This is a genomic window from Pseudomonas sp. OF001 (assembly GCF_904426495.1).
In the GTDB taxonomy this organism is placed as follows: Bacteria; Pseudomonadota; Gammaproteobacteria; order Pseudomonadales; family Pseudomonadaceae; genus Geopseudomonas.
Genome location: NZ_CAJGBM010000023.1, coordinates 91,350 through 115,202 on the forward strand (window position 1 = coordinate 91,350; position 23,853 = coordinate 115,202).

The 23,853-nt window shown below is 69.4% G+C and carries 19 protein-coding genes, 1 pseudogene and 1 riboswitch; of the genes and pseudogenes, 16 read left to right on the top strand and 4 right to left on the bottom strand.

Annotated features, from left to right (window positions below; genetic code table 11):
- Positions 1 to 301 precede the first annotated feature (301 nt).
- The 3 genes and pseudogenes from RA210_RS13765 (at position 302) to RA210_RS13775 (ending at position 3,348) form a co-directional block, all read left to right on the top strand.
- Positions 302 to 1,590: pseudogene (locus RA210_RS13765) on the top strand (type II toxin-antitoxin system HipA family toxin).
- Positions 1,587 to 1,865 carry a helix-turn-helix domain-containing protein gene (locus RA210_RS13770; protein ID WP_201486854.1) on the top strand — a complete coding sequence of 93 codons (279 nt, stop codon included), beginning with the start codon at positions 1,587 to 1,589 and terminating at the stop codon, positions 1,863 to 1,865. The pseudogene RA210_RS13765 and the gene RA210_RS13770 overlap by 4 nt, the downstream one beginning before the upstream one ends.
- 511 nt (positions 1,866 to 2,376) lie before the next feature.
- On the top strand, positions 2,377 to 3,348 hold the full coding sequence (locus RA210_RS13775) for a hypothetical protein (protein WP_201486856.1): 972 nt from the start codon (positions 2,377 to 2,379) through the stop codon (positions 3,346 to 3,348).
- A 131-nt stretch (positions 3,349 to 3,479) separates the two neighbouring features.
- Here RA210_RS13775 and RA210_RS13780 read toward each other — a convergent pair whose 3' ends face one another.
- Genes RA210_RS13780 through cbiE form a run of 3 tightly spaced genes read right to left on the bottom strand, consistent with a single transcriptional unit; the run spans position 3,480 to position 6,521 of the window.
- Complete coding sequence (locus RA210_RS13780; RefSeq protein ID WP_201486857.1) at positions 3,480 to 4,211, bottom strand: cobalt-precorrin-6A reductase; 732 nt, start codon at positions 4,209 to 4,211, stop codon at positions 3,480 to 3,482.
- Positions 4,208 to 5,308, bottom strand: coding sequence for a cobalt-precorrin-5B (C(1))-methyltransferase (locus RA210_RS13785; protein ID WP_201486858.1), 1,101 nt, complete (start codon positions 5,306 to 5,308; stop codon positions 4,208 to 4,210). The genes RA210_RS13780 and RA210_RS13785 overlap by 4 nt, the downstream gene beginning before the upstream one ends.
- Positions 5,301 to 6,521, bottom strand: a complete 1,221-nt coding sequence (gene cbiE, locus RA210_RS13790) for a precorrin-6y C5,15-methyltransferase (decarboxylating) subunit CbiE (protein ID WP_201486859.1) — start codon at positions 6,519 to 6,521, stop codon at positions 5,301 to 5,303. Before cbiE ends, RA210_RS13785 begins: the two co-directional genes overlap by 8 nt.
- 106 nt (positions 6,522 to 6,627) lie before the next feature.
- Positions 6,628 to 6,813: riboswitch (cobalamin riboswitch) on the top strand.
- 120 nt (positions 6,814 to 6,933) lie between these two features.
- Between cbiE and cobG the strand changes: the two genes are divergently transcribed.
- From cobG to cobJ, 4 genes are read left to right on the top strand one after another with little or no spacing between them, the layout of a single operon-like run.
- Positions 6,934 to 8,277 (top strand): precorrin-3B synthase, encoded by a 1,344-nt coding sequence (gene cobG, locus RA210_RS13795; RefSeq protein ID WP_201486860.1) that lies wholly within the window; start codon positions 6,934 to 6,936, stop codon positions 8,275 to 8,277.
- A complete protein-coding gene (locus tag RA210_RS13800) occupies positions 8,274 to 8,900 on the top strand; it encodes a precorrin-8X methylmutase (protein WP_201486861.1) in 627 nt (208 codons plus the stop codon). The genes cobG and RA210_RS13800 overlap by 4 nt, the downstream gene beginning before the upstream one ends.
- A complete protein-coding gene (locus RA210_RS13805; protein WP_201486862.1) occupies positions 8,900 to 9,643 on the top strand; it encodes a precorrin-2 C(20)-methyltransferase in 744 nt (247 codons plus the stop codon). Before RA210_RS13800 ends, RA210_RS13805 begins: the two co-directional genes overlap by 1 nt.
- Positions 9,643 to 11,325, top strand: a complete 1,683-nt coding sequence (cobJ, locus tag RA210_RS13810; RefSeq protein WP_201486863.1) for a precorrin-3B C(17)-methyltransferase — start codon at positions 9,643 to 9,645, stop codon at positions 11,323 to 11,325. Before RA210_RS13805 ends, cobJ begins: the two co-directional genes overlap by 1 nt.
- A gap of 63 nt (positions 11,326 to 11,388) precedes the next feature.
- Here the strand turns inward: cobJ and bchE are convergent, their stop codons facing one another.
- Positions 11,389 to 12,939, bottom strand: coding sequence for a magnesium-protoporphyrin IX monomethyl ester anaerobic oxidative cyclase (gene bchE / locus RA210_RS13815; RefSeq protein ID WP_201486864.1), 1,551 nt, complete (start codon positions 12,937 to 12,939; stop codon positions 11,389 to 11,391).
- Positions 12,940 to 13,138: 199 nt separating this feature from the next.
- On the opposite strand from bchE, the gene RA210_RS13820 reads away from it, so the two are divergent.
- The 9 genes from RA210_RS13820 (at position 13,139) to RA210_RS13860 (ending at position 23,771) form a co-directional block, all read left to right on the top strand.
- Positions 13,139 to 13,924, top strand: a complete 786-nt coding sequence (locus tag RA210_RS13820; protein WP_201486865.1) for an SDR family oxidoreductase — start codon at positions 13,139 to 13,141, stop codon at positions 13,922 to 13,924.
- Between the two features lie 10 nt (positions 13,925 to 13,934).
- Complete coding sequence (locus tag RA210_RS13825) at positions 13,935 to 14,393, top strand: MaoC family dehydratase (protein ID WP_201486866.1); 459 nt, start codon at positions 13,935 to 13,937, stop codon at positions 14,391 to 14,393.
- 13 nt (positions 14,394 to 14,406) lie between these two features.
- Positions 14,407 to 15,621: an acetyl-CoA C-acyltransferase gene (locus RA210_RS13830; RefSeq protein WP_201486867.1), complete on the top strand. Its 1,215-nt coding sequence runs from the start codon at positions 14,407 to 14,409 to the stop codon at positions 15,619 to 15,621.
- A gap of 270 nt (positions 15,622 to 15,891) precedes the next feature.
- Positions 15,892 to 16,866: a WD40/YVTN/BNR-like repeat-containing protein gene (locus RA210_RS13835; RefSeq protein WP_136488568.1), complete on the top strand. Its 975-nt coding sequence runs from the start codon at positions 15,892 to 15,894 to the stop codon at positions 16,864 to 16,866.
- Between the two features lie 10 nt (positions 16,867 to 16,876).
- The gene (locus tag RA210_RS13840) at positions 16,877 to 19,303 is read left to right on the top strand and encodes an efflux RND transporter permease subunit (RefSeq protein ID WP_201486868.1); all 2,427 of its coding nucleotides are present in this window, start codon (positions 16,877 to 16,879) and stop codon (positions 19,301 to 19,303) included.
- A 245-nt stretch (positions 19,304 to 19,548) separates the two neighbouring features.
- Positions 19,549 to 20,742: a helix-turn-helix transcriptional regulator gene (locus RA210_RS13845; RefSeq protein ID WP_236574740.1), complete on the top strand. Its 1,194-nt coding sequence runs from the start codon at positions 19,549 to 19,551 to the stop codon at positions 20,740 to 20,742.
- Positions 20,743 to 20,833: 91 nt separating this feature from the next.
- On the top strand, positions 20,834 to 21,601 hold the full coding sequence (locus RA210_RS13850; RefSeq protein WP_201486869.1) for an SDR family oxidoreductase: 768 nt from the start codon (positions 20,834 to 20,836) through the stop codon (positions 21,599 to 21,601).
- A 155-nt stretch (positions 21,602 to 21,756) separates the two neighbouring features.
- Positions 21,757 to 22,605, top strand: coding sequence for an SDR family NAD(P)-dependent oxidoreductase (locus RA210_RS13855; RefSeq protein ID WP_201486870.1), 849 nt, complete (start codon positions 21,757 to 21,759; stop codon positions 22,603 to 22,605).
- A 137-nt stretch (positions 22,606 to 22,742) separates the two neighbouring features.
- The gene (locus RA210_RS13860; RefSeq protein ID WP_201486871.1) at positions 22,743 to 23,771 is read left to right on the top strand and encodes a Rieske 2Fe-2S domain-containing protein; all 1,029 of its coding nucleotides are present in this window, start codon (positions 22,743 to 22,745) and stop codon (positions 23,769 to 23,771) included.
- Positions 23,772 to 23,853: the final 82 nt, after the last annotated feature.

The following is a 23,853-nucleotide window of genomic DNA, read 5'->3' on the forward strand; positions in this document are numbered from 1 at the left end:
GGCAGTGCCCGAGCCTTATACAGCGAGCCGCCGAGGCGTTCGGTGCCGCAGCGCACGGGGCGTGCCCACGGTTTCCCGCCGGTAGCCCCGGCTGGAGCCAGCCGTCCGTGACGCAAGATAACGGGCAGGCCGGATTTCAGTTCCACGGCATTGGATGGGCAGCAAAATGCCGATTCCGGGCTGCGCAAAGGCATAAATAGGTATTTAAATGCCTTTTTGTGCCTTGGGCATGGCCAGAATAGGTACTATGATGCCTATCCATCACATATCCAAAGACACGGTGCGCGGCGCCAGCCATCACATGGAAACCCTCACCCTTCAGGTCCATCTCGACGGTCAATGGCACGATGCGATGCGGCTGTGCTTCGACGCGCCCGCCGACGGGTTGCGCAGCCGCTGCAGCGCCCGCTACGAGGCCGACTATCTGGTCGCCCACCTCGACGACCTGGGTACGCCGAAAGCCCCGGCGGTGAGCGCCGCCTTGCCCCTCGGCTGGGACGACTACCGGGGCATCGCACCGGCCTTCCTGCACGACATCATCCCCGCCGGCGCCGCGCGGCGGCTCATCCTCGCGCGGATGGCGCTGCCCCTCGATGCGCCGGAAGAGTTCTTCCTGCTGCAGCGCTGCACCCTGGCGCCGGTCGGCAACCTGCGGGTCAAGGAGTCCGTCGCCGCCCCCTGCGTAGCGGCCGGCTTCCCCCGCGAGGAAGTGATCCGCCGCGACATCCGCTTCCTCGATTACGCCTACGAGCGCGGCGCGGCCGTCGGCGGCGCCACGGGAGCGGGCGGCGAGGCGCCCAAGCTGCTGCTGGCCGAGGATGCCGCCGGCGACCTCCACCCGGACGCCAGCCTGCCCGACGCCGAGGTGCGCCGGCACTGGTTCGTCAAGTTCCCGTGCAACGCCGCGACGGCCACCGACCGAGACATCCTGCACAGCGAATACTGCTACTACCATGCGCTCAACCGTCTGGGCATCGAGACGATTGCCGCCGAAGGGCTGGCTTTCGAGGAAGCGGAAAAGCCCAGCCTGTGGATGCGCCGCTTCGACCGCCGGATCGGCCCGCACGGGGTCGAGCGCATCGCCGTCGAATCCGCCTACTCGCTGTGCGGCGTGACCCGGCCGGGCAGCCGCCTGGAGCACGTCGAGGTGATCGCCCGCCTGGCGCAGACCTGGAACGCCGTCGGTCAGGGCGCGGAGATTCCCGCCCTGGTCGCCGAATACCTGCGCCGCGACCTGCTCAACCAGATCCTCGGCAACACCGACAATCACGGGCGCAACTTCGCCATCCTGCGCAGCCGCGAGCGCATCGACCTGGCGCCGATCTACGACCTCGCGCCGATGGCCATGGACCCCGAAGGCGTGGTGCGCACGACCCGCTGGCCCGACGGCATCGAACGCCTGGAGGGCACCGACTGGCGCGCTGGGCCGATCCCGAAGCGGCGTTCGAGCGCTTGCGCGCCGACGCCCGCCAGTTGCTGGCCCTGCCGGACCTGCTGCACGAACTGGGCCTGCCCGAGGCGACCTGGCAGGCGCCGACCATCCCGCTCGACCGCCTGGAAACCACCCTGCGCCGCTGGGGGCTGCTATGAAGAAACCGCAGGAAGACCGCGGCGCGGTACTCGACGACATCCGCCAGCAGCTGGCCGACGGCACCCTGAGCTTCGGCGGCGCCATCCGCCAGCTGCGCCTGCGCGTCACCGGCCTGAACCAGACCGACTTCGCGCGCATGTGCAAGCTGTCGCTGCGCACCCTGCGCCAGCTCGAACAGGATGCCGGCAACCCCACGGTGGCGACGCTGGACAGCGTGTTCAGGCTGTTCGGGATGCGGGTGGGGGTTGTGGTGGGGCGGCCGAGGGACGCGTAGCGGTTCGTAGCGGTTCTGACTCGCGCTCAGCGCTTGATGTGATGGCTCCCACGCTCTGCGTGGGAGCCATTATCACTGGACGCTCCGCATCCGCTTCTGGGACGCAGAGCGTCACTGGCTGCGTTCCCACGCGGAGCGTGGGAACGATCAAGAAATGGGTGGGTTTCTAGCTGCTGCGGACAAGAGATGAAAGCAGTCACTGGACCATAATAGAGCTTCGAGCCAAAGCTGTTGGAGAATTCCTCCGCTGAACAATGTGCGGCCTTATAAACAGTTGGATTTCCCCGTGGTTTAAAAAGGAGTCAAGGTTTTGGAGTTTTTTTCAAGGGGTGAAAACATAGGGCTGAATGCATGCGTAGGAAAGAACGGATGGCCTGAGACCGGCTACTACGCTGGAGGGTTCGAGCGTGCTGTTCACACAATGTGCCGAGATGTCATCTCCAAAGGGTTTGATCCAGATGAAATAGTGTATCCGATAGTATTTTGTGCTAGGCATAGAATAGAGCTGTTTTTGAAAATGCAGATCAGGTTGATTGAGAGAATAAAAGGGCAGGTCACTGTTTCTGATCCCAAGCTCATGAGAACTCATGATCTGGCTGCGCTGTGGGATATGTATGCGGAAGCGACCAATTTGTGCGACCCACGATATGCAGAGGTGGTTCGGTTGATAGAGCCTGCGGTTCGTGAGCTCTCAATGATTGACCCTACAGGAGAGACATTTCGATATGCCTATGACAATAGCAACAAAAAGCATCTTGAGAACAGCGTTTCTTTGATAAACATAGAGGTGTTCTACTCTGCTTTCTGTAGGCTCTCAAATGGTATTAAAGACGCAGAGGGTCTCACTGAGCTTCTCTCTGATGAATACCGCACAGGAACATACACGAGATTCGCCTCTAGAGCTGTGATTGAACGTATATCTAAGGAGCTTCCCAAAAAGTCAGAGTGGAGTGCTCCTGCATTTCGAGAAATAAAAAATGATATCAGCAAGAGATATGGGGTAAGCCTGAGAGGTCTTTCTGAGATTATAGATGTGATTAAATCTCATAGGGAGTTTGCAGCAAATATAGGTGATGAGATTCCGCTGAAGGATATTTCGGCAGAGAAGATTTCTCGATTTCTTGAGCTTCGAATCAGGGCAACAGCTGATTCTAGTGGTCTAGGTTGGCGTGATGCAATGTTGTCTGGCGCTGGTCTGGATCGCGATTTATATCTGCTTCTTCGTGCTGAATATTCGATACGGGAAATGAGCGCCCTGCTTGCTCTTGCTGACGTAGGTGGTCGTCATTGCTATTCCGAAGAATATGATGGTTTACGTGAGCAGTATGAGAATGGTGAAGATGATGTTTCTGAGTTTGCTATCTATCTGGATGGTAAAAGTTTCATTGCCCCAGAAATCATTAGCGGCTTGAAAAAGCTAAAGCAAAAATCTGCTATTGATTTTATTGCTAGAGCGGGAATCGATGTGAGCGAGGTGCCGTAAAACTGAAATGAAACGAACTAGCTCGTAGGGTAGAAAACCTCACAGCGTTTTCTACCGTCACATGCCCCGCAGTACCCGGTGGAAAAGACCTACGGTCGTTTTCCACCCTACACTGTCGTGATAACCACACATCACCGCCAACCTCCTTCCGCCAACCCCACCAGCAACGCCTCCCCACTCCCAAATTCCCACTCCACCTTCGGCAACTCCGGCCTCTTCAACACCAGCACTGGAATCCCCCGCTCGCGGGCGGCCTGCAGCTTGTGCTCGGTGGCCTGGCTGCCGCTGTTCTTGCTGATCAGCACGTCGCAGTCGATCCGCGCCATCAGCGCGCGTTCGTCGTCGAGGGCGAAGGGGCCGCGGGCGCCGAGGATTTCCGCGCGCGGGGTGGGCGGCTGGGCGGTCAAGCAGCGCACGGTCCAGTGCTGATGGTCGGGAATCTCGTGGAGGTGCTCCAGCGGTTCGCGGCCGAGGGTGAACAGCGGGCGGCGGAAGGGGGCGAGGGCGGCGGTCAGCTCCGCCCAGTCCGCCACCTCGCGCCAGTCGTCGCCGGGGCCGGGCTGCCAGCCGGGGCGGCGCAGCGCCCAGCAGGGGATGCCGGCGAGTTGAGTGGCACGGGCGGCGTTGCGGCTGATCTGTGCGGCGTAGGGGTGAGTGGCGTCGATCAGCAGGCCGATGCCTTCGGCCGCGATGAAGCGCGCCAGCCCCTCGGCGCCGCCGTAGCCGCCGACGCGCACCTGGCAGGGCAGGTCGGTCGGCACCTTGCCGAGGCCGGCGAGGCTGTAGATGGCGTCGCCCGGCAGCTGGCGGGCGATGGCCAGTGCCTCGCCGATGCCGCCGAGCAGCAGGATGTGTTTGTTCACGATGCGGACTCCAGCGCCCGGCCTACGAAGCGGCCCTGGCGGTCGATGGCGAAGACTTCCAGGCGCACCTCGGCCGGGACTATCGAGCGGGCGAAGGCCAGCGCGCGCTGGCACACCGCATCGCCCAGGGCGATGCCGGCAGCAGCGGCCAGGGCGAGCGCCTGCTGGCTGGTGTTGGCGGCGCGCATGGCGTCTTGCAGCGCCGCGTCGGCATCCAGTTCTGAGGCCCAATCGGCCAGCTGCGGCAGGTCGATGCTGGAGCGGCGGCTATGCAGGTCGAGGTGGCCGGCGGCCAGCTTGCTGATCTTGCCGAAGCCACCGCACAGGGTCAGGCGCGCTACCGGGGCGCGGCGCAGGTGCTTGAGCACGGCGCCGGCGAAGTCGCCCATCTCGATCAGTGCGCTGTCCTCCAGGCCGTAGTGGCTGCGCATGGCGTCCTCGCTGGCGTTGCCGGTGCAGGCGGCCAGATGCTGCAGGCCGTTGGCGCGGGCCACGTCGATGGCCTGGTGGATGGAGGCGATGTAGGCCGAGCAGGAGAACGGGCGGACGATGCCGGTGGTGCCGAGGATGGAGATGCCGCCGAGGATGCCCAGGCGCGGGTTCATGGTTTTCAGCGCGATTTCGGCGCCGTTCGCCACGCAGACGGTGACCTCGAAGCCGCCGGCATAGCCGCGCTCGGCAGCCAGCGCGCTCAGGTGTTCGGTCATCATCTGTCGCGGCATCGGATTGATCGCCGGCTCGCCGACTGCCAGCACCAGCCCGGGGCGGGTGACGGTGCCGACGCCGGGGCCGGCGTGGAAGCGCACGCCGAGGCGCGGATCGAGCGCCACGCGAGCGCTGATCAGTGCGCCGTGGGTGGCGTCCGGGTCGTCGCCGCCGTCCTTGATCGTGCTCGCCTCGGCGCCGCCGTCGCACAGCCGGCAGAACTCCAGGCGCATGCTGACCCGCTGGCCCTTGGGCAGGACGATCTCCACCGCATCGCAGGCTTCGCCGCCGAGCAGCAGGCGGGCGGCGGCCAGGCTGGTGGAGGTGGCGCAGCTGCCGGTGGTCAGGCCGGTGCGCAGCGGGCGCGGCTGTTCCGGGGTTTCCTCACGCATCGCCGGCCTCGACGGGTTTGCGCACGCAGAGCAGGGTGATTGGCAGCGCCTGGCGCCAGGTGTCGAAGCTGCCCAGCGGCTTGGCGTGGGCGATGTGCAGGCGCAGCAGCTCGCCGCCGTGGCGGGCGTACCAGTCGATCAGCCGCGCTTCGCTCTGCAGGGTGACGGCGTTGGCGACCAGCCGCCCGCCCGGCTTGAGGGCTTCCCAGCAGTCTTCCAGCACGCCGGGCACGGTGACGCCGCCGCCGATGAACACCGCGTCCGGCGCCGGCAGGCCGGCCAGCGCCTGCGGGGCGCTGCCGGCGACCAGTTGCAGGTGCGGCACGCCGAGGGCGTCGCGGTTGTGGCGGATGTGCGCCTGGCGGCCCGCGTCGGCCTCGACGGCGAGGGCGCGGCACTGCGGATGGGCGCGCAGCCACTCGATGCCGATGGAGCCGCAGCCGGCGCCGACGTCCCACAGCAGCTCGCCGGGCAGCGGGGCGAGGCGGGCGAGGGTGACGGCGCGCACGTCGCGCTTGGTCAGCTGGCCGTCGTGGCGGTAGGCCTCGTCGGGCAGGCCGACGGTGGACGGCAGCGGCTGCGCGCCGGCTTCCGCCCGGCAGTCGATGGCCAGCAGGTTGAGGGCGGCGCCGGGCGGCAGGCTCCAGTCGGCGGCGAGGCCGTCGAGGCGCCGTTCGTGCGGGCCGCCGAGGTGCTCCAGCAGGCTGAGGCGGCTGGGGCCGAAGCCGCGCTCGCGCAGCAGTTCGGCGACCTGCGCCGGGGTGGCGGCGCCTTCGCTGAGCACCAGCAGGCGCGCGCCGGGCTGCAGGTGGCGGTTCAGCGCGGCCAGCGGGCGGGCGACCAGCGAGACCACCGCGCAGTCCTGCAGCGCCCAGCCCAGGCGCGCGGCGGCCAGGGACACCGAGGAGGGCGCCGGCAGCACGCGCAGCTCCCCGGCCGGCAGCGCGCGCGCCAGGCTGGCGCCGACGCCGTAGAACATCGGGTCGCCGCTGGCCAGCACGCAGGTCGGCGTGCCGCGCCGGGCCAGCACGGCGGCGAGGTCGAACGGACTGGGCCAGCACGCGCGCGTGGCACCCACGCAGCGCGGCAGCAGGGCCAGCTGGCGTTCGGCGCCGACGATGTGCGCGGAGCCGAGCAGGGCGCGGCGGGCGCTCTTGCCGAGGCCGGCGAAGCCGTCTTCGCCGATGCCCACTACGGTCAGCCAGGGCGTCATCGGGGTTCCTTGTGTGATGGGCGGATGTCTCCGCCGGAATGCCGCGCCCTGGCGAATGAATTCGCCTCTACGGTGGTCTGTGAGGGCAATGGCGGCGAAAGCCGGGCATAATAGCGCGTTCGTCGGTGCCCGTTCAGGGCCGAAGAGGGAACACGGAAGAGCATCGCTCCGACCGTGGCTGCCCCCGCAACTGTCAGCAGCGAGTCCGCGTCACAGGCCACTGGGCAACCGGGAAGGCGACGCCGGGCGACGACCTGCCAGCCAGGAGACCTGCCGGCGAGAGGAGTCGCGAGTGCCAACGTCGGGCGGGGTGTACCGATGCTGCAAGCGCGCCGGCCTGCGGGCCGGCGCGGGGTTTCGCCTGCGGGCGGGATCGCAGGGGTCGCCGCGACGGACAATCCGGTGACCTTTCGTGAAGCATCCTCTTCGCGCGGCTGCGCCGCGCCCTTCCGCCTGTCCGGGCCTGCTGCGCATCGTCGCCGCCCGCGACGGCGGCATCTGCCGCATCAAGCTGCCCGGTGGGCGGCTCAGCGCCCGCCAGGCGCGGGCCATCGCCGTTGCCGCCGAGGCGTGTGCCGGCGGCGTGCTGGAAGCCACCAACCGCGCCAACCTGCAGATCCGCGGCGTGCGCGCCGGGTGCGAGGACGCGCTGATCGAGCGCCTGCTGGCCGCCGGCCTGGGCGCCGCCAGCGCCGCCGGCGACGACGTGCGCAACCTGATGCTCAGCCCCGCCGCCGGCCACGATCCCCACACCCTGCTCGATACCCGCCCGCTGGCCGCCGCGCTGCTCGCCCGGCTGGAGCGAGAACCGCGCTGGCACGCGCTGTCGCCCAAGTTCGCCGTGCAGCTCGATGGCGGCGAGGCGCTGGCGATGCTCGACCACCCCCACGACCTGTGGCTGTCGGCCCTGCCGGGCGAGGACGGGCCGCGCTACGCCTTCGGCCTGGCCGGCTGCCCGCCGCAGCGTGCCGGGGACGACCCCGCGCTGGCCTCGATTCCGGCGGCGCAGGCCGGCGCGCTGGTGTTCGCGCTGCTGGAGCTGTTCCTCGACCGCGCCGGCGCCGAGCAGACGCGCATGCGCCACCTGCTGCAGAGCCTGCCGGCGCCGGCCGTCCTCGCTGCGCTGCGCGCACGCCATCCGGTGCTGGAGCTGCGCCGCGACGCCGCGCTGCTCTCCTGGCGCCGCGCGCCGGCCGAACCGCAGCGGCGCTTCGGCGTGCAGGCGCAGCGCCAGGCCGGGCTCTGCCAGGTCGGCGCGCAGACCGTGCTGGGCCGCCTCGACGCCCGCCAGTTGCAGGCGCTGGCGGCGCTGATCGAGCGACTGGGCACGCCCTGCCTGCACCTGACGCCCTGGCAGGGCGTGCTGCTCCCCGACGTGCCCGCCGCGCGCGGCGCCGAAGCGCAGCGCGCCCTGGCGGACCTCGGCCTGCTGGTCGACCCGGCCGCGCCGCTGGCCCGGCTGATCGCCTGCAGCGGCTCGCCTGGCTGCGCCCGCGCCATGGCCGACACCAAGGCCGACGCCCGGCGCCTGGCCGCCTTGCTGCCGCCCGCGGCCGGCGCGGCGGACATCCACCTGAGCGGCTGCCCGCGGCGCTGCGCCGCCGCCCATGGCGCCGCCTTCACCCTGCTGGCCACGGCCCCGGCGCGCTACCAGTTGCTGGCGGGCGGCCACGGCCCGGTGCTGGCCGAACATCTGAACATCGAGCAGGCCGCCGCGCGGCTGGCCGCCCATCCCTCATCCCCGGAGTCCCCATGATCGACTACATCCGCGATGGTCAGGAAATCTATCGCAACTCCTTCGCCATCATCCGCGCCGAGGCCGATCTCGCGGCGATCCCCGCCGATCTGGAAAAGCTCGCGGTGCGCGTGATCCACGCCTGCGGCATGGTCGACGTGGTGCAGAACCTGCGCTTCTCGCCGGGTGCCGGTAGCGCCGGGCGCGCCGCGCTGGCCGCCGGCGCGCCGATCCTCTGCGATGCGCGGATGGTCGCCGAGGGCATCACCCGCGCGCGCCTGCCGGCCGACAACCGGGTGATCTGCACCCTCAACGATCCCGAAGTGCCGGCGCTGGCCCGCGAGCTGGGCAACACCCGCTCGGCGGTGGCCCTGGAGCACTGGCGCGACCATCTGGAAGGCAGCGTGGTGGTGATCGGCAACGCGCCGACCGCGCTGTTCTACCTGCTGGAAATGCTCGCCGCCGGCGCGCCCAAGCCGGCGCTGATCCTCGGCTTCCCGGTCGGCTTCGTAGGCGCCGCCGAGTCCAAGGACCTGCTCGCCGAAGGCAGCCACGGCGTGCCCTACGTGATCGTCCGCGGCCGGCGCGGTGGCAGCGCCATGGCCGCCGCGGCGGTCAACGCGCTGGCCACGGAGGTGGAGTGATGGGCAAGGGACGACTGCTGGGCCTGAGCGTCGGGCCGGGCGATGCCGAGCTGATCACCGTCAAGGCGCTGCGCCTGCTGCGGGAGGCGCCGGTGGTGGCCTATTTCGTCGCCAAGGCCAAGGCCAGCAAGGGGCAGGGCGGCAACGCCTTCGGGGTGATCGAGGAGTACCTGCGCGACGACCAGCTGCGCCTGCCGCTGGTCTACCCGGTGACCACCGAGAAGCTGGCGCCGCCCTTGTCCTACGAGGACGTGATCGCCGACTTCTACGACACCGCCGCCGCGCAGGTCGCTGCGCACCTCGACGCCGGCCGCGACGTGGCGGTGATCTGCGAGGGCGACGCGCTGTTCTACGGCTCCTACATGTACCTGCACGACCGCCTGGCCGAGCGCTACGCCACCGAGGTGGTGCCCGGCGTCTGCTCGATGCTCGGCGCCGCCGCCGCGCTCGGCGCGCCGCTGGTGTATCGCAACCAGAGCCTTTTGGTGCTGTCCGGCGTGCTGTCCGAGGAAGAGCTGACCGAGCGGCTGTCCGGCGCCGAGGCGGCGGTGGTGATGAAGCTCGGGCGCAACTTCGACAAGGTGCGCCGGGTGCTGGAGCGCCTTAATCTGGCCGAGCGCGCCCTGTACATCGAGCGGGCGACCATGGCCGAGCAGCGCAGCCTGCCGCTGACCGAGGTCGACCCGATGGCCTCGCCGTACTTCTCCCTGATCCTGGTTCCCGGCCCGAGGTGGCAAGGCTGATGCACAAGACTCCCGCAATCGTGATCCTCGGCGCCACCAGCCTGCCCACCGCGCGGCGCATCCAGCGCCGCTACCCGCAGGCGCCGGTCTACGCCCTGCAGGGCCGGGTCGAGGCGGACATCGCCTACGCCGACTTCGGCGCCACCCTGCGCGCGCTGTACCAGAGCGGCACGCCGATCGTCGCGCTGTGCGCCGCCGGCATCGTGATCCGCAGCCTGGCGCCGGTGCTGGCCGACAAGGAGCAGGAACCGCCGGTGCTGGCGGTGGCCGAGGACGCCAGCGCGGTGGTGCCGCTGCTCGGCGGGCTGGCCGGGGTCAACCATATCGCCCGGGAGATCGCGGCGATCTTCGGCATCGAGGCGGCGATCACCACCGCAGGCGAGCTGCGCTTCGGTACCTGCCTGCTCAACCCGCCGGAGGGCTACGCACTGGCCGACGTGGAGGAGGGCAAGCGTTTCGTCGCCGACCTGCTCGGCGGCGAGACGGTGCGCGTGGAAGGCGAGGCGCCCTGGCTGGCCGCGGCACGCCTGCCGCTGGGCGAGGACGCCGGGCGGCGCATCCGGGTGAGCTGCGTGCGCACAGCGGCGAGCGACGAGCTGCTGATCCACCCGCGCGCGCTGGTGCTGGCGGTCGACGCCGGCGAGGCCGATCTGGCCGACAAGGTGCGCGCCACGCTGGCCGCCCACGGGCTGGCCGAGGCGGCACTGGCCGGGCTGCTGGCGCCGCTGGAGCGGATGAGCGACGGCGCGCTGGGCGCGGCGGCGCGCGATCTCGGCGTGCCGCTGCGCTTCGCCGCGCGCGGCGCCGGCGAGACGCCGGCCGACTGGCTGCAGCGCCTGCTGCCGCTGGAGCAAGTGCTGGGCGGCGACGGCCTGTGCATCGGCCGCGCCGCGCAGCCGGTGGCGGTCGAGCGACTCGGCCGCGCCCGTGGGCGGCTCAGCGTGGTCGGCCTCGGCCCCGGCGCCGCCGAGCTGATGGTGCCGGCGGTGCGCCGGGCGCTGGACGAGGCCGAGGACATCCTCGGCTACGAGACCTACGTGAACATGGCCGGGCCGCTGCGCGCGGAGCAGGTGCGCCACTGCAGCGACAACCGCGAGGAGCTGCAGCGCGCCCGCCATGCCTTCGAGCTGGCCGCCAGCGGGCGCCGTGCGGTGGTGGTGTCCTCCGGCGATCCGGGGGTGTTCGCCATGGCCGCGGCGGTGCTGGAGGCGCTGGAGCAGAGCATTGACCCGCTCTGGCATGCGGTCGAGCTGGAAATCCTCCCCGGCGTCTCCGCCGCCCTGGCCACCGCCGCGCTGGCCGGCGCGCCGCTGGGCCACGACTTCTGCCTGCTGTCGCTGTCGGACAACCTCAAGCCCTGGGCCGTGATCGAGCAGCGCCTGGAGCACGCCGGCGCCGCCGATCTGGTGATGGCCTTCTACAACCCGATCTCCCGCGCGCGGCCCTGGCAGCTCGGTCGCGCCCTGGACATCGTCAGAGGCCATCGCGCCGCCGAGACCCGGGTGCTGCTCGGCCGCGACATCGGCCGTCCCGGCGCGAAGCTGACCAGCCTGACCCTCGGTGAGCTGACCCCGGAGCTGGTCGACATGCGCACCCTGGTGATCGTCGGCTCGTCGACCACCCGCAGCTTCCCGCGCGCGGATGGCGGCGAATGGGTGTATACGCCGCGCTGGTATCGCTGAGGTCGAGACCCGGCAGTGCTCGAGACGGTTCGGTGCGCCACGGCAGACGCTGCCGGCGAGACTTCATTCCGCAAGCGTCTCGGCATGTTTCCTGTCCGTGGCGATCCGCTGGCTGCGGTCGTGAGCGTACTCCGCGTCCGCCAGCGAAGGGCCGAGGAACTCGCGCAGGGTCGGCCCCGGCCTGAGCCCGGGGATGCGGCGCAGGAATTCCGCCACCTCGTGGAACCAGACCCGCCGGCCGATCTGGCTGTACCAGCGCATGGCGTGGCGGAAGTCGCCGTCGCGGTGCAGGAGGATGCGCCCCAGCGCTCTGGGGCGGGCCTGCATGGCCAGCTCGATCAGCTTGAACCACAGGAACACCCGCCAGGCCGGGACGCGCCGCACCGCCAGCACCTGATGCTTGTAGTCCCAGCGCCGGGTGTCCGTTTCGATCACCTGGCGCTCCTCCACCGTGGCATAGAAGGGTGTCCAGCGATGCGGCGTGGCGTAGATCAGCTGGATCTGGTCGGGATCGTAGCGCAGCAGATGGCGGAACGACCGCCAGTAATCGCGGTCGCCTTCCTCCTCGAAACCGAGCACGTAGGTGGCCATGGACACGATGCCGTGCTGGCGCAGCAGGCGGATGGCCTGGCGGTCCTCGCTGACGTCCGCCCGCTTGTTGATGTTCGCCAGCGTGGCCTCGTCGTAGCTCTCGATGCCGAGCAGGAAGCGGATCACGCCGGCCCGGCGGTACAGATGGAGGATGTCGGCGTCGCGCACGATGTCGCCGGCGCGGGTCGAGCCGACCAGCAGCAGCGGCACGTCTTCGGCGATCAGCGCCTCGAGGAAGGTCCGCCAGGCCTTGCGCGAGCCGGTGGGCAGTTCGTCGGCGAAGTTGATCAGCTCCACCCCGTGCTCGCGGTGCAGGCGCGCCAGTTCGCGGGCGAAGGCCACCGGGTCGCGGTGCCGCCAGCGCGTCCAGAAGCCGCGCTGCCCGCAGTAGCTGCACGGGTAGGGGCAGCCGCGCGAGAATTGCACCACCACGGCGCGCTTGCCGCCCCAGTAGGAGTAGCGGGCATGGTCGATCAGCTCCCAGCCGACCCGGTAGGCGTCCAGGTCGCGCAACGGCGGCGCCGGCGGCGTGCCCAGCACCTGGCCCTGGTGGCGGAAGGCGATGCCCTTCACGCCGTCCAGCGGATCGCCGTCGCGCAGCGCTTCGAGCAGGGACAGGGCGGTCTGCTCGCCCTCGCCGCGCACGATGAAGTCGATGGCCGGGCAGTCGCGGAGGATTTCCTGCCAGTGATAGGTGGGGTGTACCCCGCCGTAGACGATGGTCAGCTCCGGCAGCGCCTGCTTGAGCAGCCGGCACAGCTCGACCACGGTGGCGTGCGCCGAACTCGACCCGGAATGGCCGAGCATCGCCACCGTCGGCCGCAGCTGGCGCACCTGCCCGGTGATCGCCGGCAGCGGCAGGTTCTCGCGGTCGGCATCCAGCAGCGACACCGCGAACCCGGCATCCAGCAAGGGGCCACCCACGCTAAGCAGGCCGAGTGGTGGCAGGTGCTCGTCGGGGATACGGCTGCCGATGGCGGTGTGGGGCGGGTTGATCAGGACGATCCTGGGCGGTGTGGGCATTCCTTGTCCCCTGACGATGTGCCGCCGGGGATGGCCCGGTGGCGAGGCGGGCAGGTTACGCCATCCGGCTAGCGGAGGAGGGTGCGCCTCTTGGCAGCTTTGACGGCGCGCGCCCCTCTGCCCCGTCCGTTTTGACGATGTAGCCCCCCCGAGCGCCCCGTATACCTGTGGCAGACCCTTTACCAACGAGGTTTCTGCCATGCGACAAGCTCCCCCCTACGTGCCCGGCCACCAGCTGCTGGCCGGCAAGTCCGTCCTGATCACCGCCGCCGCCGGCGCCGGCATCGGTTTCGCCGCCGCCAAGCGCTGCGCGGAGGAGGGCTGCCGGGCGCTGATGATCTCCGACATCCACCCGCGCCGCCTGGAAGAGGCGGTCGAGCGCCTCAAGGCCGAGACCGGCCTCGAAGCCGTCTACGGCCAGCTGTGCAACGTCGCCGTGGAAGAAGAAGTGCAGGCGCTGATCGCCGCCGCCGAGGACTGCCTGGGCGGCGTCGACGTGCTGATCAACAACGCCGGGCTCGGCGGCCAGAAGCGCGTCACCGAGATGAGCGACGAGGAGTGGTCGCGGGTGCTCGACATCACCCTGACCGGCACCTTCCGCATGACCCGCGCCATGCTGCCGCACATGCAGGGCCGCGGCCGCGGGGTGATCGTCAACAACGCCTCGGTGCTCGGCTGGCGCGCGCAGAAGGAGCAGGCCCACTACGCCGCGGCCAAGGCCGGGGTGATGGCGCTGACCCGCTGCAGCGCACTGGAAGCCGCCGAGTTCGGCGTGCGCATCAACGCGGTGTCGCCGTCCATCGCCCTGCACGACTTCCTCAAGAAGGCCTCCAGCGAGGAGCTGCTCGCCCAGCTGGCCAGCCGCGAGGCCTTCGGCCGCGCCGCCGAGGTCTGGGAAGTGGCCAACGTGATGGTCTTCCTGGCCAGCGACTACGCCTCCTACATGACCGGCGAAGTGCTGTCGGTCAGCTCCCAGCAGGCCTGAGGTGCGCGCCATGACCACCATCTATTCCAGCGCCGAACAGCTGCTCGCCGCCGAGGGCCAGGATCTGGGTGCCACCGACTGGATCGAGATCGACCAGGCGCGGGTCAACCTGTTCGCCGAGGCCACCGGCGACCACCAGTGGATCCACGTCGATCCGGTGCGCGCCGCCAGCGGCCCGTTCGGCGGCTGCATCGCCCACGGCTACCTGACCCTGTCGCTGGTCAACCTGTTCCTGCCGCAGCTGATCCAGGTCGACAACCTGCGCATGGGCGTCAACTACGGCTGCGACCGCGTGCGCTTCCCGGCGCCGGTCAAGGTCGGCGCGCGCATCCGCGGGCGCGGCGAGGTGGTGCGCGTCGAGCAGGTCGGCGCGGCGGTGCAGGCCACCGTGCGGGTCAGCGTCGAGATCGAGGGCGGCGAGCGCCCGGGCTGCGTGGTCGACACCATCAGCCGCTACACCTTCAACTGAGCGAGAGATTCCCATGCAAGCCAATCCGAACGATGCGGTGATCGTGTCCACCGCGCGCACCGCGCTGACCAAGTCCTTCCGCGGCTCCTTCAACGATACCGAGGCGCCGGTGCTCGGCGGCCACGTGGTGCGCGCGGTGGTCGAGCGCGCCGGCATCGAGCCGGGCGCGGTGGAGGACGTGATCATGGGCGCGGCGGTGCAGCAGGGCACCCAGGCCTACAACATCGGCCGCCTGTGCGCCTACACCGGCGGCCTGCCGGACACGGTGCCGGGCATGGCGCTGGACCGCATGTGCGCCTCCGGCCTGATGACCATCGGCGTCGCCGCCAAGGGCATCATGACCGGCGAGCTGAGCGTGGCGGTGGCCGGCGGCGTCGAGTCGCTGTCGCTGACCCAGACCAAGCACAAGAACAGCTACCGCGCGCAGTCGCTGGCGGTGCAGGAAGTGGTGCCGGCGGCCTACATCCCGATGCTGGAGACCGCCGAGATCGTCTCGCGCCGCTACGGCATCTCGCGCGCCGCCCAGGACGAGTATTCCCTGCAGAGCCAGCAGCGCACCGCCGCGGCGCAAGCCGCCGGGCTGTTCGCCGACGAGATCGTGCCGCTCGCCGCGCGCAAGCTGTGCTTCGACAAGGAGGGCAACCCGACCGGGCACGAGGAGGTGCTCGCCGACCGCGACGAGTGCAACCGCCCGTCGACCAGGCTGGAGGATCTGGCCGCGCTGAAGCCGGTGTGGAAGGACGGCAAGTGGGTGCAGCAGGGCGAGTTCATCACCGCCGGCAACGCCTCGCAGTTCTCCGACGGCGCCGCGGCGACCCTGCTGATGAGCCGCGCCGAGGCCACCCGCCGCGGCCTGGCGCCGCTCGGCGTGTACCGCGGCATCGCCGTGGCCGGCTGCGCGCCGGAGGAGATGGGCATCGGCCCGGTGTTCGCGGTGCCAAAGCTGCTCAACCGCTTCGGCCTCACCGTGGCCGACATCGGCCTGTGGGAAATCAACGAGGCCTTCGCCTGCCAGGTGATCCACTGCCGCGACGTGCTGGGCATCCCCGACGAGCGCCTCAACGTCAACGGCGGCGCCATCGCCATCGGCCACCCGTTCGGCATGTCCGGCGCGCGCATGGTCGGCCACGCCCTGCTGGAAGGCCGTCGCCGCGGCGTGCGCTACGTGGTGGTGGCCATGTGCATCGGCGGCGGCATGGGTGCTGCCGGGCTGTTCGAGATCGCCTGATTTACACCCATATGTAGGGGCGAATTCATTCGCCAAAACGCCTCGCAAAGGCGAATGAATTCGCCCCTACAAGCCGCTCTGCGCCAGCCCTGTCCATCCCCATTCCCCCCTCTGTGCCGGCGTACTCCTTATGGACGATGCCGGCACCGCTCTATCTGGGGACTATCGGGCTGTATCCGCCTGCGTCGAGCGACCGCCGCGTCGCGCTCGCCCACAACAAGAACAAGGGAAAGACAGCATGAAAGCACTCAATCGCCTGCGGAGGTCGCCATGCGCCAGTTGATCGCCTACGCCGTCTCGGCCGTGGTCGCGGCAACCACCGCGTACGCCTTCTCGCACCGTACCCCGCCACCCCTGCCGGCCACCGAGCTGCGCACCGACCGCCTGTTGATCAACGACATGACCGTCGACGGCCACCGGGTGGTTGCGGTCGGCGAGCAGGGCATCGTCCTCACCAGCGACGACCTCGGCGACAGCTGGCAGCAGGCCGCCATCGACCAGCGCCGCGGCAGTTCGCTGACCGGCGTGGCGCGGCTGTCGGCCGAGCGCCTGGTGGCGGTCGGCCATGACGGCTGGATCCTGCGCTCCGCGGACGGCGGCAAGCACTGGCAGGAGAGCCGCATCGACAACGAGCTGGCCGAGCCGCTGCTCGGCGTCTGGGCCGGCGCCGGAAACACCGTGATGGCCTATGGCAGCTACGGCAAGTTCTTCGTGTCCCGCGACGCCGGGCAGAGCTGGCAGGCCCGCGAGCTGCCGGTGGACGGCTATCACCTCAACGGCATGGACGGCGGCGCCGACGGCCAGCTGATGCTGGTCGGCGAGCAGGGCACGGTGCTGCGCTCGGCCGACGGCGGCGAGAACTGGGAAGCCCTGCCGGCCTTCTACAAGGGCTCGCTGTTCGGCGTGGTGCGCCTGTCGGCGCAGCGCTGGCTGGCCTACGGCATGCGCGGCCATGTGTTCGTCAGCGACGACTTCGGCCAGAACTGGACCCAGGTCCCGCTCGGCCATACCGCGCCGCTCTACGGCCATGCGCGGCTGCCCGGGCAGACCGGCGTGCTGGTGGTCGGCGCCGGCGGCGTGGTCAGCCGCTTCGACGGCCAGGGCAAGCTGGTCGACAGCCTGCGCCTGAAGAGCCTCGGCACCCTGACCTCGGTAGCGGCGCTGGACGAGCGTGTGCTGGTGGTCGGCGGCGAGCAGGGCGTGTTCAAGAGTTTCCGTGGCGGCATCACCGCCGTGCAGGACTGAGGGTGACGTGATGAAAGGACAAACTTCCCGGGTGGATCGCTGGGTCGAGGCCTGTGCCGACCTGCTGATGGCCCGCCGCCGCGCGCTGATGGTGCTGTTCGTCGCCATCACCGTCGGCCTGGGCGCCAGCGCCCTGCAGACGCGGCTGGACCCCGGCTTCAACAAGCTGATCCCGCTGCGCCACGAGTACATGGTGAACTTCCTCGAATACAGCAAGGTGTTCACCGGCGCCAACCGCTTCCTGGTCAGCGTGCGCTGGAAGGGCGAGGGCGATATCTACAACCCGGTGTTCCTCGATACCCTGCGCAAGGTCACCGACGACGTGTTCTTCACCTCCGGGGTCAGCCGCTCCAGCGTGACCTCGCTGTTCACCCCCAACGTGCAGTACGTCGAGGTGACCGAGGACGGCTTCTTCGGCGACGTGGTAGTGCCGCCGCGCTTCGCCGGCACCCTCGAGGATCTCGAGCAGGTACGCAGCAACACCGCGCGCTCCGGGCAGATCGGCCGCCTGGTGGCCACCGACCTGAAGGCGGCGATGGTGCGCGCCGACCTGCAGGACGTCGATCCGAAGACCGGCGAGAAGGTCGACTACGTCGAGGTGGCCAAGCGCCTCGAGGAAATCCGCAGCAAGTACAACAACGAGCAGATCGAGATCAACGTGGTCGGCTTCGCCAAGCTGGTCGGCGACGTGGTCGAGGGCCTCGGCGCAGTGATGGGCTTCTTCGTGGTGGCCTTCCTGATCACCGCGGCGCTGCTGTGGGGCTATTCGCGCTCGCTCAAGCTGACCGTGGTGGCGCTGGTGGTGGCGCTGCTGCCGGTGGTCTGGCTGCTCGGCCTGCTGCCGCTGCTGGGCCTGGGCATCGACCCGATGTCGATCCTGGTGCCGTTCCTGATCTTCTCCATCGGCGTGTCCCACGCGGTGCAGATGACCAACGCCTGGAAGCAGGACGTGCTGGCCGGCGCCAGCGCGCAGGACGCGGCCCATGCGGCCTTCTGCAAGATCTTCATCCCCGGCTCGCTGGCCCTGCTGATGAACGCCGTGGGCTTCGCGGTGATCATGCTGATCGACATCCCCATCGTCCACGAGCTGGGCGTGACCGCCTGCCTCGGCGTGCTGCTGATGATCGTCACCAACAAGATGATGCTGCCGATCATCATCTCCCACCTGCGTCTGGAACGCTCGGCGCAGCCCAGCAACAAGCCGCTGGAAGGCCGCAAGCACCCGCTGTGGTGGGGGCTTTCCAGTCTGGCCAAGCCCGGCCCGGCGCTGCTGGTATTCGCCACCAGCCTGATCCTGCTCACCGTCGGCACCCTCAAGGCCCGCGACCTGCAGACCGGCGACATCGGCGCCGGCGCGCCGGAACTGCGCAGCGACTCGCGCTACAACCGCGACAACGCGCGGATCGTCGGCAGCTACGCCATCGGTCTCGACGTGCTGACCGTGTTCGTCGAGGTCAAGGATCACCCCGAGGCCTGCCTGGACCCGGCCGTGATGCGTGCGGTGGACCGCTTCGACTTCGCTGTGCGCCACGTCGCCGGCGTGCAGTCGGTGTCCAGCGTCACCGGCACCGGCAAGGTGGTGATCGCCGGCAACAACGAGGGCAACCCGCGCTGGTCGGCGATTCCCAACTCCGAGCGCGGCCTGCAGCAGGGCTCGCGCGCCTATTCGTCGGAGCTGGGCATGGTCACCGACGGCTGCCAGCAGATGCAGATCCTGGTGTTCCTCACCGACCATGAGGGGGCGACCGTCGCCCACGTGGTCAAGGAACTCAAGCGCATCGTCGCCGCCGACGTCACTCCCGGAGTGAACTTCCGCCTGGCCGGCGGCAACGCCGGCATCATGGCCGCCTCCAACGAGGCGGTGGACCGCGCCGAGGTGCTGATGCTGGCTGCGCTGTTCGGCTCGGTGGCGCTGTTCTGCTGGTTGACCTTCCGCTCGCTGCGCGCGGTGCTGTGCATCCTGGTGCCGCTGGCCATCGTCGCCATCCTCTGCAACGCGCTGATGGCGCTGCTCGGCATCGGCCTCAAGGTCGCCACCCTGCCGGTGGTCGCGCTGGGAGTCGGGGTCGGCGTCGATTATGGTATCTACCTCTACGAGCGCATCCAGCACGAGATGGAGGAGGGCCGCGACCTGCGCCACGCCTTCTACGAGGCGATGCGCCAGCGCGGCACGGCGGCGGTGTTCACCGCGCTGACCATGTCCATCGGCGTGTGCACCTGGGCCTTCGCTCCGCTGAAGTTCCAGGCCGACATGGGCGTGCTGCTGGCCTTCATGTTCCTGGTCAACGTGTTCGGCGCGATCTTCCTGCTGCCGGCCCTGGCGGCCTGGTTCAACGAGGGGCGGCCGCTGGTGCGGGCGCGCGAGGGCGCCGCCACCGCCGACGCCAGCCAGCGCCGGTCGCAGGCCGGGACGAAGGAGGCGACGGCCTGCGTGTAACAGCCGGAAACAGAAGTCCGGGAGGCCTCAAGATCGCGGCTCTTGAACTGCCTCCCGGCTTTGGCAGTATCCTGACGACAGGAAAATGACGAAGGTGCCCGCCGTTTCGACGGCGGCCGCACCGGCGCAGGAGGCGCACCGGGCAGGGGGCTTGCGCCGCCGGCCCGGAGGATGCCCGGGGCAACCTGATCGACAAGAACAATAAGGAGCCGGCCCATGAGCCGTCTCCGCCAAGAGGTGATAGGGTGGAAAAGACTACTGCAGACCTCCATGCCCTGGCGGGCCTGGATCTGGCCGAATACGACCGTCTGGTCGCGGCCCTGTACGATGCGGCGCTGGACAGCCGCCTGTGGCACATCCCCATGGAGCAGCTGCGCGACCTGTTCGCCGCCAACTACGTGACCCTGATCCTGCGCGTCCCCGACCAGTCGGACGCCGGCCTGATGATCGTCGCCGGCAACGTCGAGGGCGAGGGCAAGGTCACCTACCTGACCTACCCACACTCCAGCACCCCGTTCATCAACCAGCCGGTCGACAAGGTGTTCACCGTCGACGACCTGATGAGCGAGAAGGACTGGCGCGAGTCCTCCTACTACCAGCACTGGTGCGGGCCGAAGGGCGTGTACCACGTGATGGGCGTGGACATCGCCACCCCGGATTCCGGCAAGCTACGCTTCCGCATCACCCGCCCCGAGTCCGCGCCGAAGTTCTCGGCGCGCGACCGCGCCCTGTGCGAGCTGATCCTGCCGCACCTGCGCCGCGCCCTGAACATGCACAACCAGCTGGACCGCAGCCAGTCGATGGGCACGCTGTACTCCCAGGCAATCAGCCGCCTGTCGGTGGCGACCATCGTGCTCGACGAGAGCGGCCGCGTGCTGCAGCAGAACGCCATCGCCCAGGAGATCCTCGCCGGCGCCGACGGCCTCAAGGTGGTCGGCGGTCGCCTGGAGGCCTCCTATCCCAGCGACAACCGCGAGCTGCAGCGCCTGGTGCGCAATGCCTTCGCCCGCCAGGGCAAGGAGAGTCCGGCGATCGCCGAGGCGGTGTCGATCGCCCGGCCGTCCGGCCAGGTCAGCCTGGTGGTGGTGGTGGAGTCGGTACCCTCGCTGGAGTGGGCGGAAAGCAAGGGCCAGCCGGCGGTGGTGGTGTACATCCGCGATGCGGTCGGCAAGTCGCTGACCAGCACCACGGTGGCCAAGCAGCTGTTCAACCTCACCCCGGCGGAGACCGCGCTGTGCCTCGAGCTGGCCAACGGCCTGTCGCTGGAGGAGGCCGCCGAGGCGCTGAACATCCGCCGCAACACCGCGCGCGCCCATCTGCGCGCGATCTTCTCCAAGACCGGCGTGCGCCGGCAGACCGAGCTGGTGCGCATCATGCTCAACAGCGTGATGGCTGTCGGCCAGACCGACGGCCAGGCGCAGCGACTGCGCGCCGGCTGATATCGTCCGCTCGGACGATTCGACGCGCGCCGCGCCGCCCCTAGAGTGGGGTAAACCCAGCCATCCAGGCCAGTCATCAAGGAGAGTTTCCATGCCAGTCACAGCTGTCAGCGGTTCCGCGTCGGGCATCGGTGCCGCCGTGTGCGCCGCCCTGCGCGCCGCCGGTCACCAGATCATCGGCATCGACCGTGCCAATGCCGAGCTGATCGCCGATCTGTCCACCGCCGCAGGCCGCCAGGCGGCGGTCGAGGACGTGCTCGCCCGCTGCGACGGCGTGCTCGACGGCCTGGTGTGCTGCGCCGGCCTCGGCGTCACCGCGCCGTCCTCCGGCCTGATCGTCGCGGTCAACCACTTCGGCGTCACCGCGCTGCTCGAGGGCCTAGCCGCTGCGCTGGCGCGCGGCGAGCAGGGTGCGGCGCTGGTGATCGGCTCGGTCGCCGCGACCCAGCCGGGCGCCGACAGCCAGCCGATGACCGAAGCCATGCTGGCCGGTGACGAGGCGCGCGCACTCGCCCTGGCCAACGAGCTGAACCAGGCGCACGTTGCCTATGCCAGCTCCAAGTTCGCGGTGACCCGCTACGCCCGGCAGAAGGCGGTGGAGTGGGGCGGCCGTGGCCTGCGCCTCAACGTGGTGGCGCCGGGCGCGGTGGAGACCCCGCTGCACCAGGCCTCCCTGGAGGATCCGCGCTTCGGTCAGGCGGTGCGCGACTTCGTCGCCCCGCAGGGCCGCGCCGGCCAGCCGGCGGAGATCGCCGCGCTGGTCGCCTTCCTGCAGTCGCCGCAGGCCAGCTTCATCCACGGCAGCGTGATGTTCGTCGACGGCGGCATGGATGCCATGGTGCGCCCGGCGAAGTTCTGACTTTTCATCGCCAACGACGAGGCCACCTGCGGGTGGCCTCGTCGTTTCTGGTCCGTATTGACGATGCCGGGCGGCATGTCCGGCGCCAAGACTGCCCCTGCAGGAGATTGGCCCGGTCATGCGCCGGGCCGGGGATTCAATTCAAGGAGTCTGCAATGAACAAGGTGGCATTCATCACCGGCGCCAGCCGGGGCATCGGCCGCGCGACGGCGCTGGCCTTCGCCCGCGCCGGCTTCGACGTGGCGATCAGCGCGCGCACGCTGGAGGAGGGCGAGAGCCACCAGCACGCGCTGCGCAATCCGGACGGCACGCCGCTGCCCGGCAGCCTGGCGGCGACCGCCGCGGCCATCCGCGAGCTGGGCCGCGAGGTGTTCGTGGTACGCATGGACCTGCTCGACGCGGAATCGGTATGCGCCGCCTGCGCGGCGGTGCTGGAGCACTTCGGGCGCATCGACGTGCTGGTCAACAACGCCATCTACCAGGGCGGCGACCTCAACCTGCCGTTCCTCGAGCTGGAGCCCGAGACCCTGCTGCGCGTCTACCAGGGCTACCTGCTGGCGCCGTTCCTGGCCACCCGCGCGGTGCTGCCGCAGATGCTCGAGCGCGGCGACGGGGTGATCATCAACGTCACCTCCGGCGCCGGCGAGAGCGACCCGCCGGTGGCGGCCGGGCGCGGCGGCTGGGGCTATGCCTACGGCGCCGGCAAGGCCACGGTGTCGCGCCTGTCCGGGGTGCTGAGCACCGAGCTGGGCGAGCGCGGCATCCGCGCCTTCACCATCAACCCTGGCGTGGTCACCACCGAGGCGCTGATGGCCACCATCGGCGACAAGGGCGTGATCGCCCTGCGCGGCGGCATGGCGCCGCCCGAGGTGCCGGCGCAGGTCATGCTCTGGCTGGCCACCGCCGCCGAGGCGGGGCAGTTCCAGAAGCGCACCATCGCCGCCCAGCCGTTCGCCCTGGAGCAGGGCATAGTCGCCGACTGGCGGGCGCCAGTCAGTGCCTGAAATCGTGCTTTCTAGTCCAAGCGGATGATGAGCGCAGGGCGTGCCTCGGTGAAGATCGTCGGACGCCGCCGTCCGGCCCGCCCCGAGGCGCGGCCGGACGGCGTCCCGCCTTGCGTGTGCTCAACGGAGAAAGCCTGATGACCAATAACAACACCAACAATGCGCTGCCGCACCGTTTCGCGCGCGGCTGGCACTGCCTGGGTGTCGCCGACGACTACCGCGACGGCAAGCTGCACACCCTGAACATCTTCGGCACCCGCCTCGTGGCCTTCGCCGAGGACAGCGGCAAGATCAACCTGCTCGACGCCCACTGCCCGCACATGGGCGCGGACCTGTCGCAGGGCACTCTGGTGGGCAACCGCGTGGTCTGCCCGTTCCACCACTGGCAGTTCGAGGGCAGCGGCCGCTGCGCCGAAATTCCCTACTGCGAACGCATCCCGCCCAAGGCCAAGACCCGCTCCTGGCTGACCTGCGAGGAGAACGGCCTGCTGTTCGTCTGGAACAACCCGGAAGGCAAGGCCCCGGCCGCAGACGTGGTGATCCCGCACCTGCCGGAAATCGACAGCGACGAGTGGTCGCACGACTGGCACCTCGACACCCTGATCATCGACACCCATCCGCGCGAGCTGGTCGACAACCTCGCCGACGCCCAGCACTTCGGCCCGGTGCACGGCACCCCGACCAAGTACTTCGCCAACATCTTCGAGGGCCACATCGCCCACCAGATCTTCCATGGCGACTCGATCCGCCTGGGCGGCGACCTGGTCGCCGAGTCGGCCTACTTCGGCCCGGCCACCCACTTCACCCGCATGCGCGCGGTGTTCGAAGGCATGGAAGTGCACTCGATCCTGCTCAACTGCCACGTGCCGATCGGCCCCAACAGCTTCGAGCTGCGCTTCGGCTGCCTGGTGAAGAAGATGCCGGGCTGGAGCGAGGAGCAGAACGAGGCGCTGGCCAAGGAGTATGTGCAGCAGAACCGCACCTCCTTCTACCAGGACGTGGACATCTGGAAGCACAAGGTGTGCATCAACAACCCGGTGCTGGCCGAGGGCGACGGCCCGGTCTACCAGCTGCGCGAGTGGTACCAGCAGTTCTACACCGACGAGGCCGAAGTGCCGGCCTTGATGAGCGAACGCCGCGAGATCGTTACCGTCGACAAGCGCTGATCCGCCCGTGATATACAAACCGCCCGGCATTCGCCGGGCGGTTTCGTTTGCGCCCCGTAAGGCGGCAGCGCTGCGAGCGGAA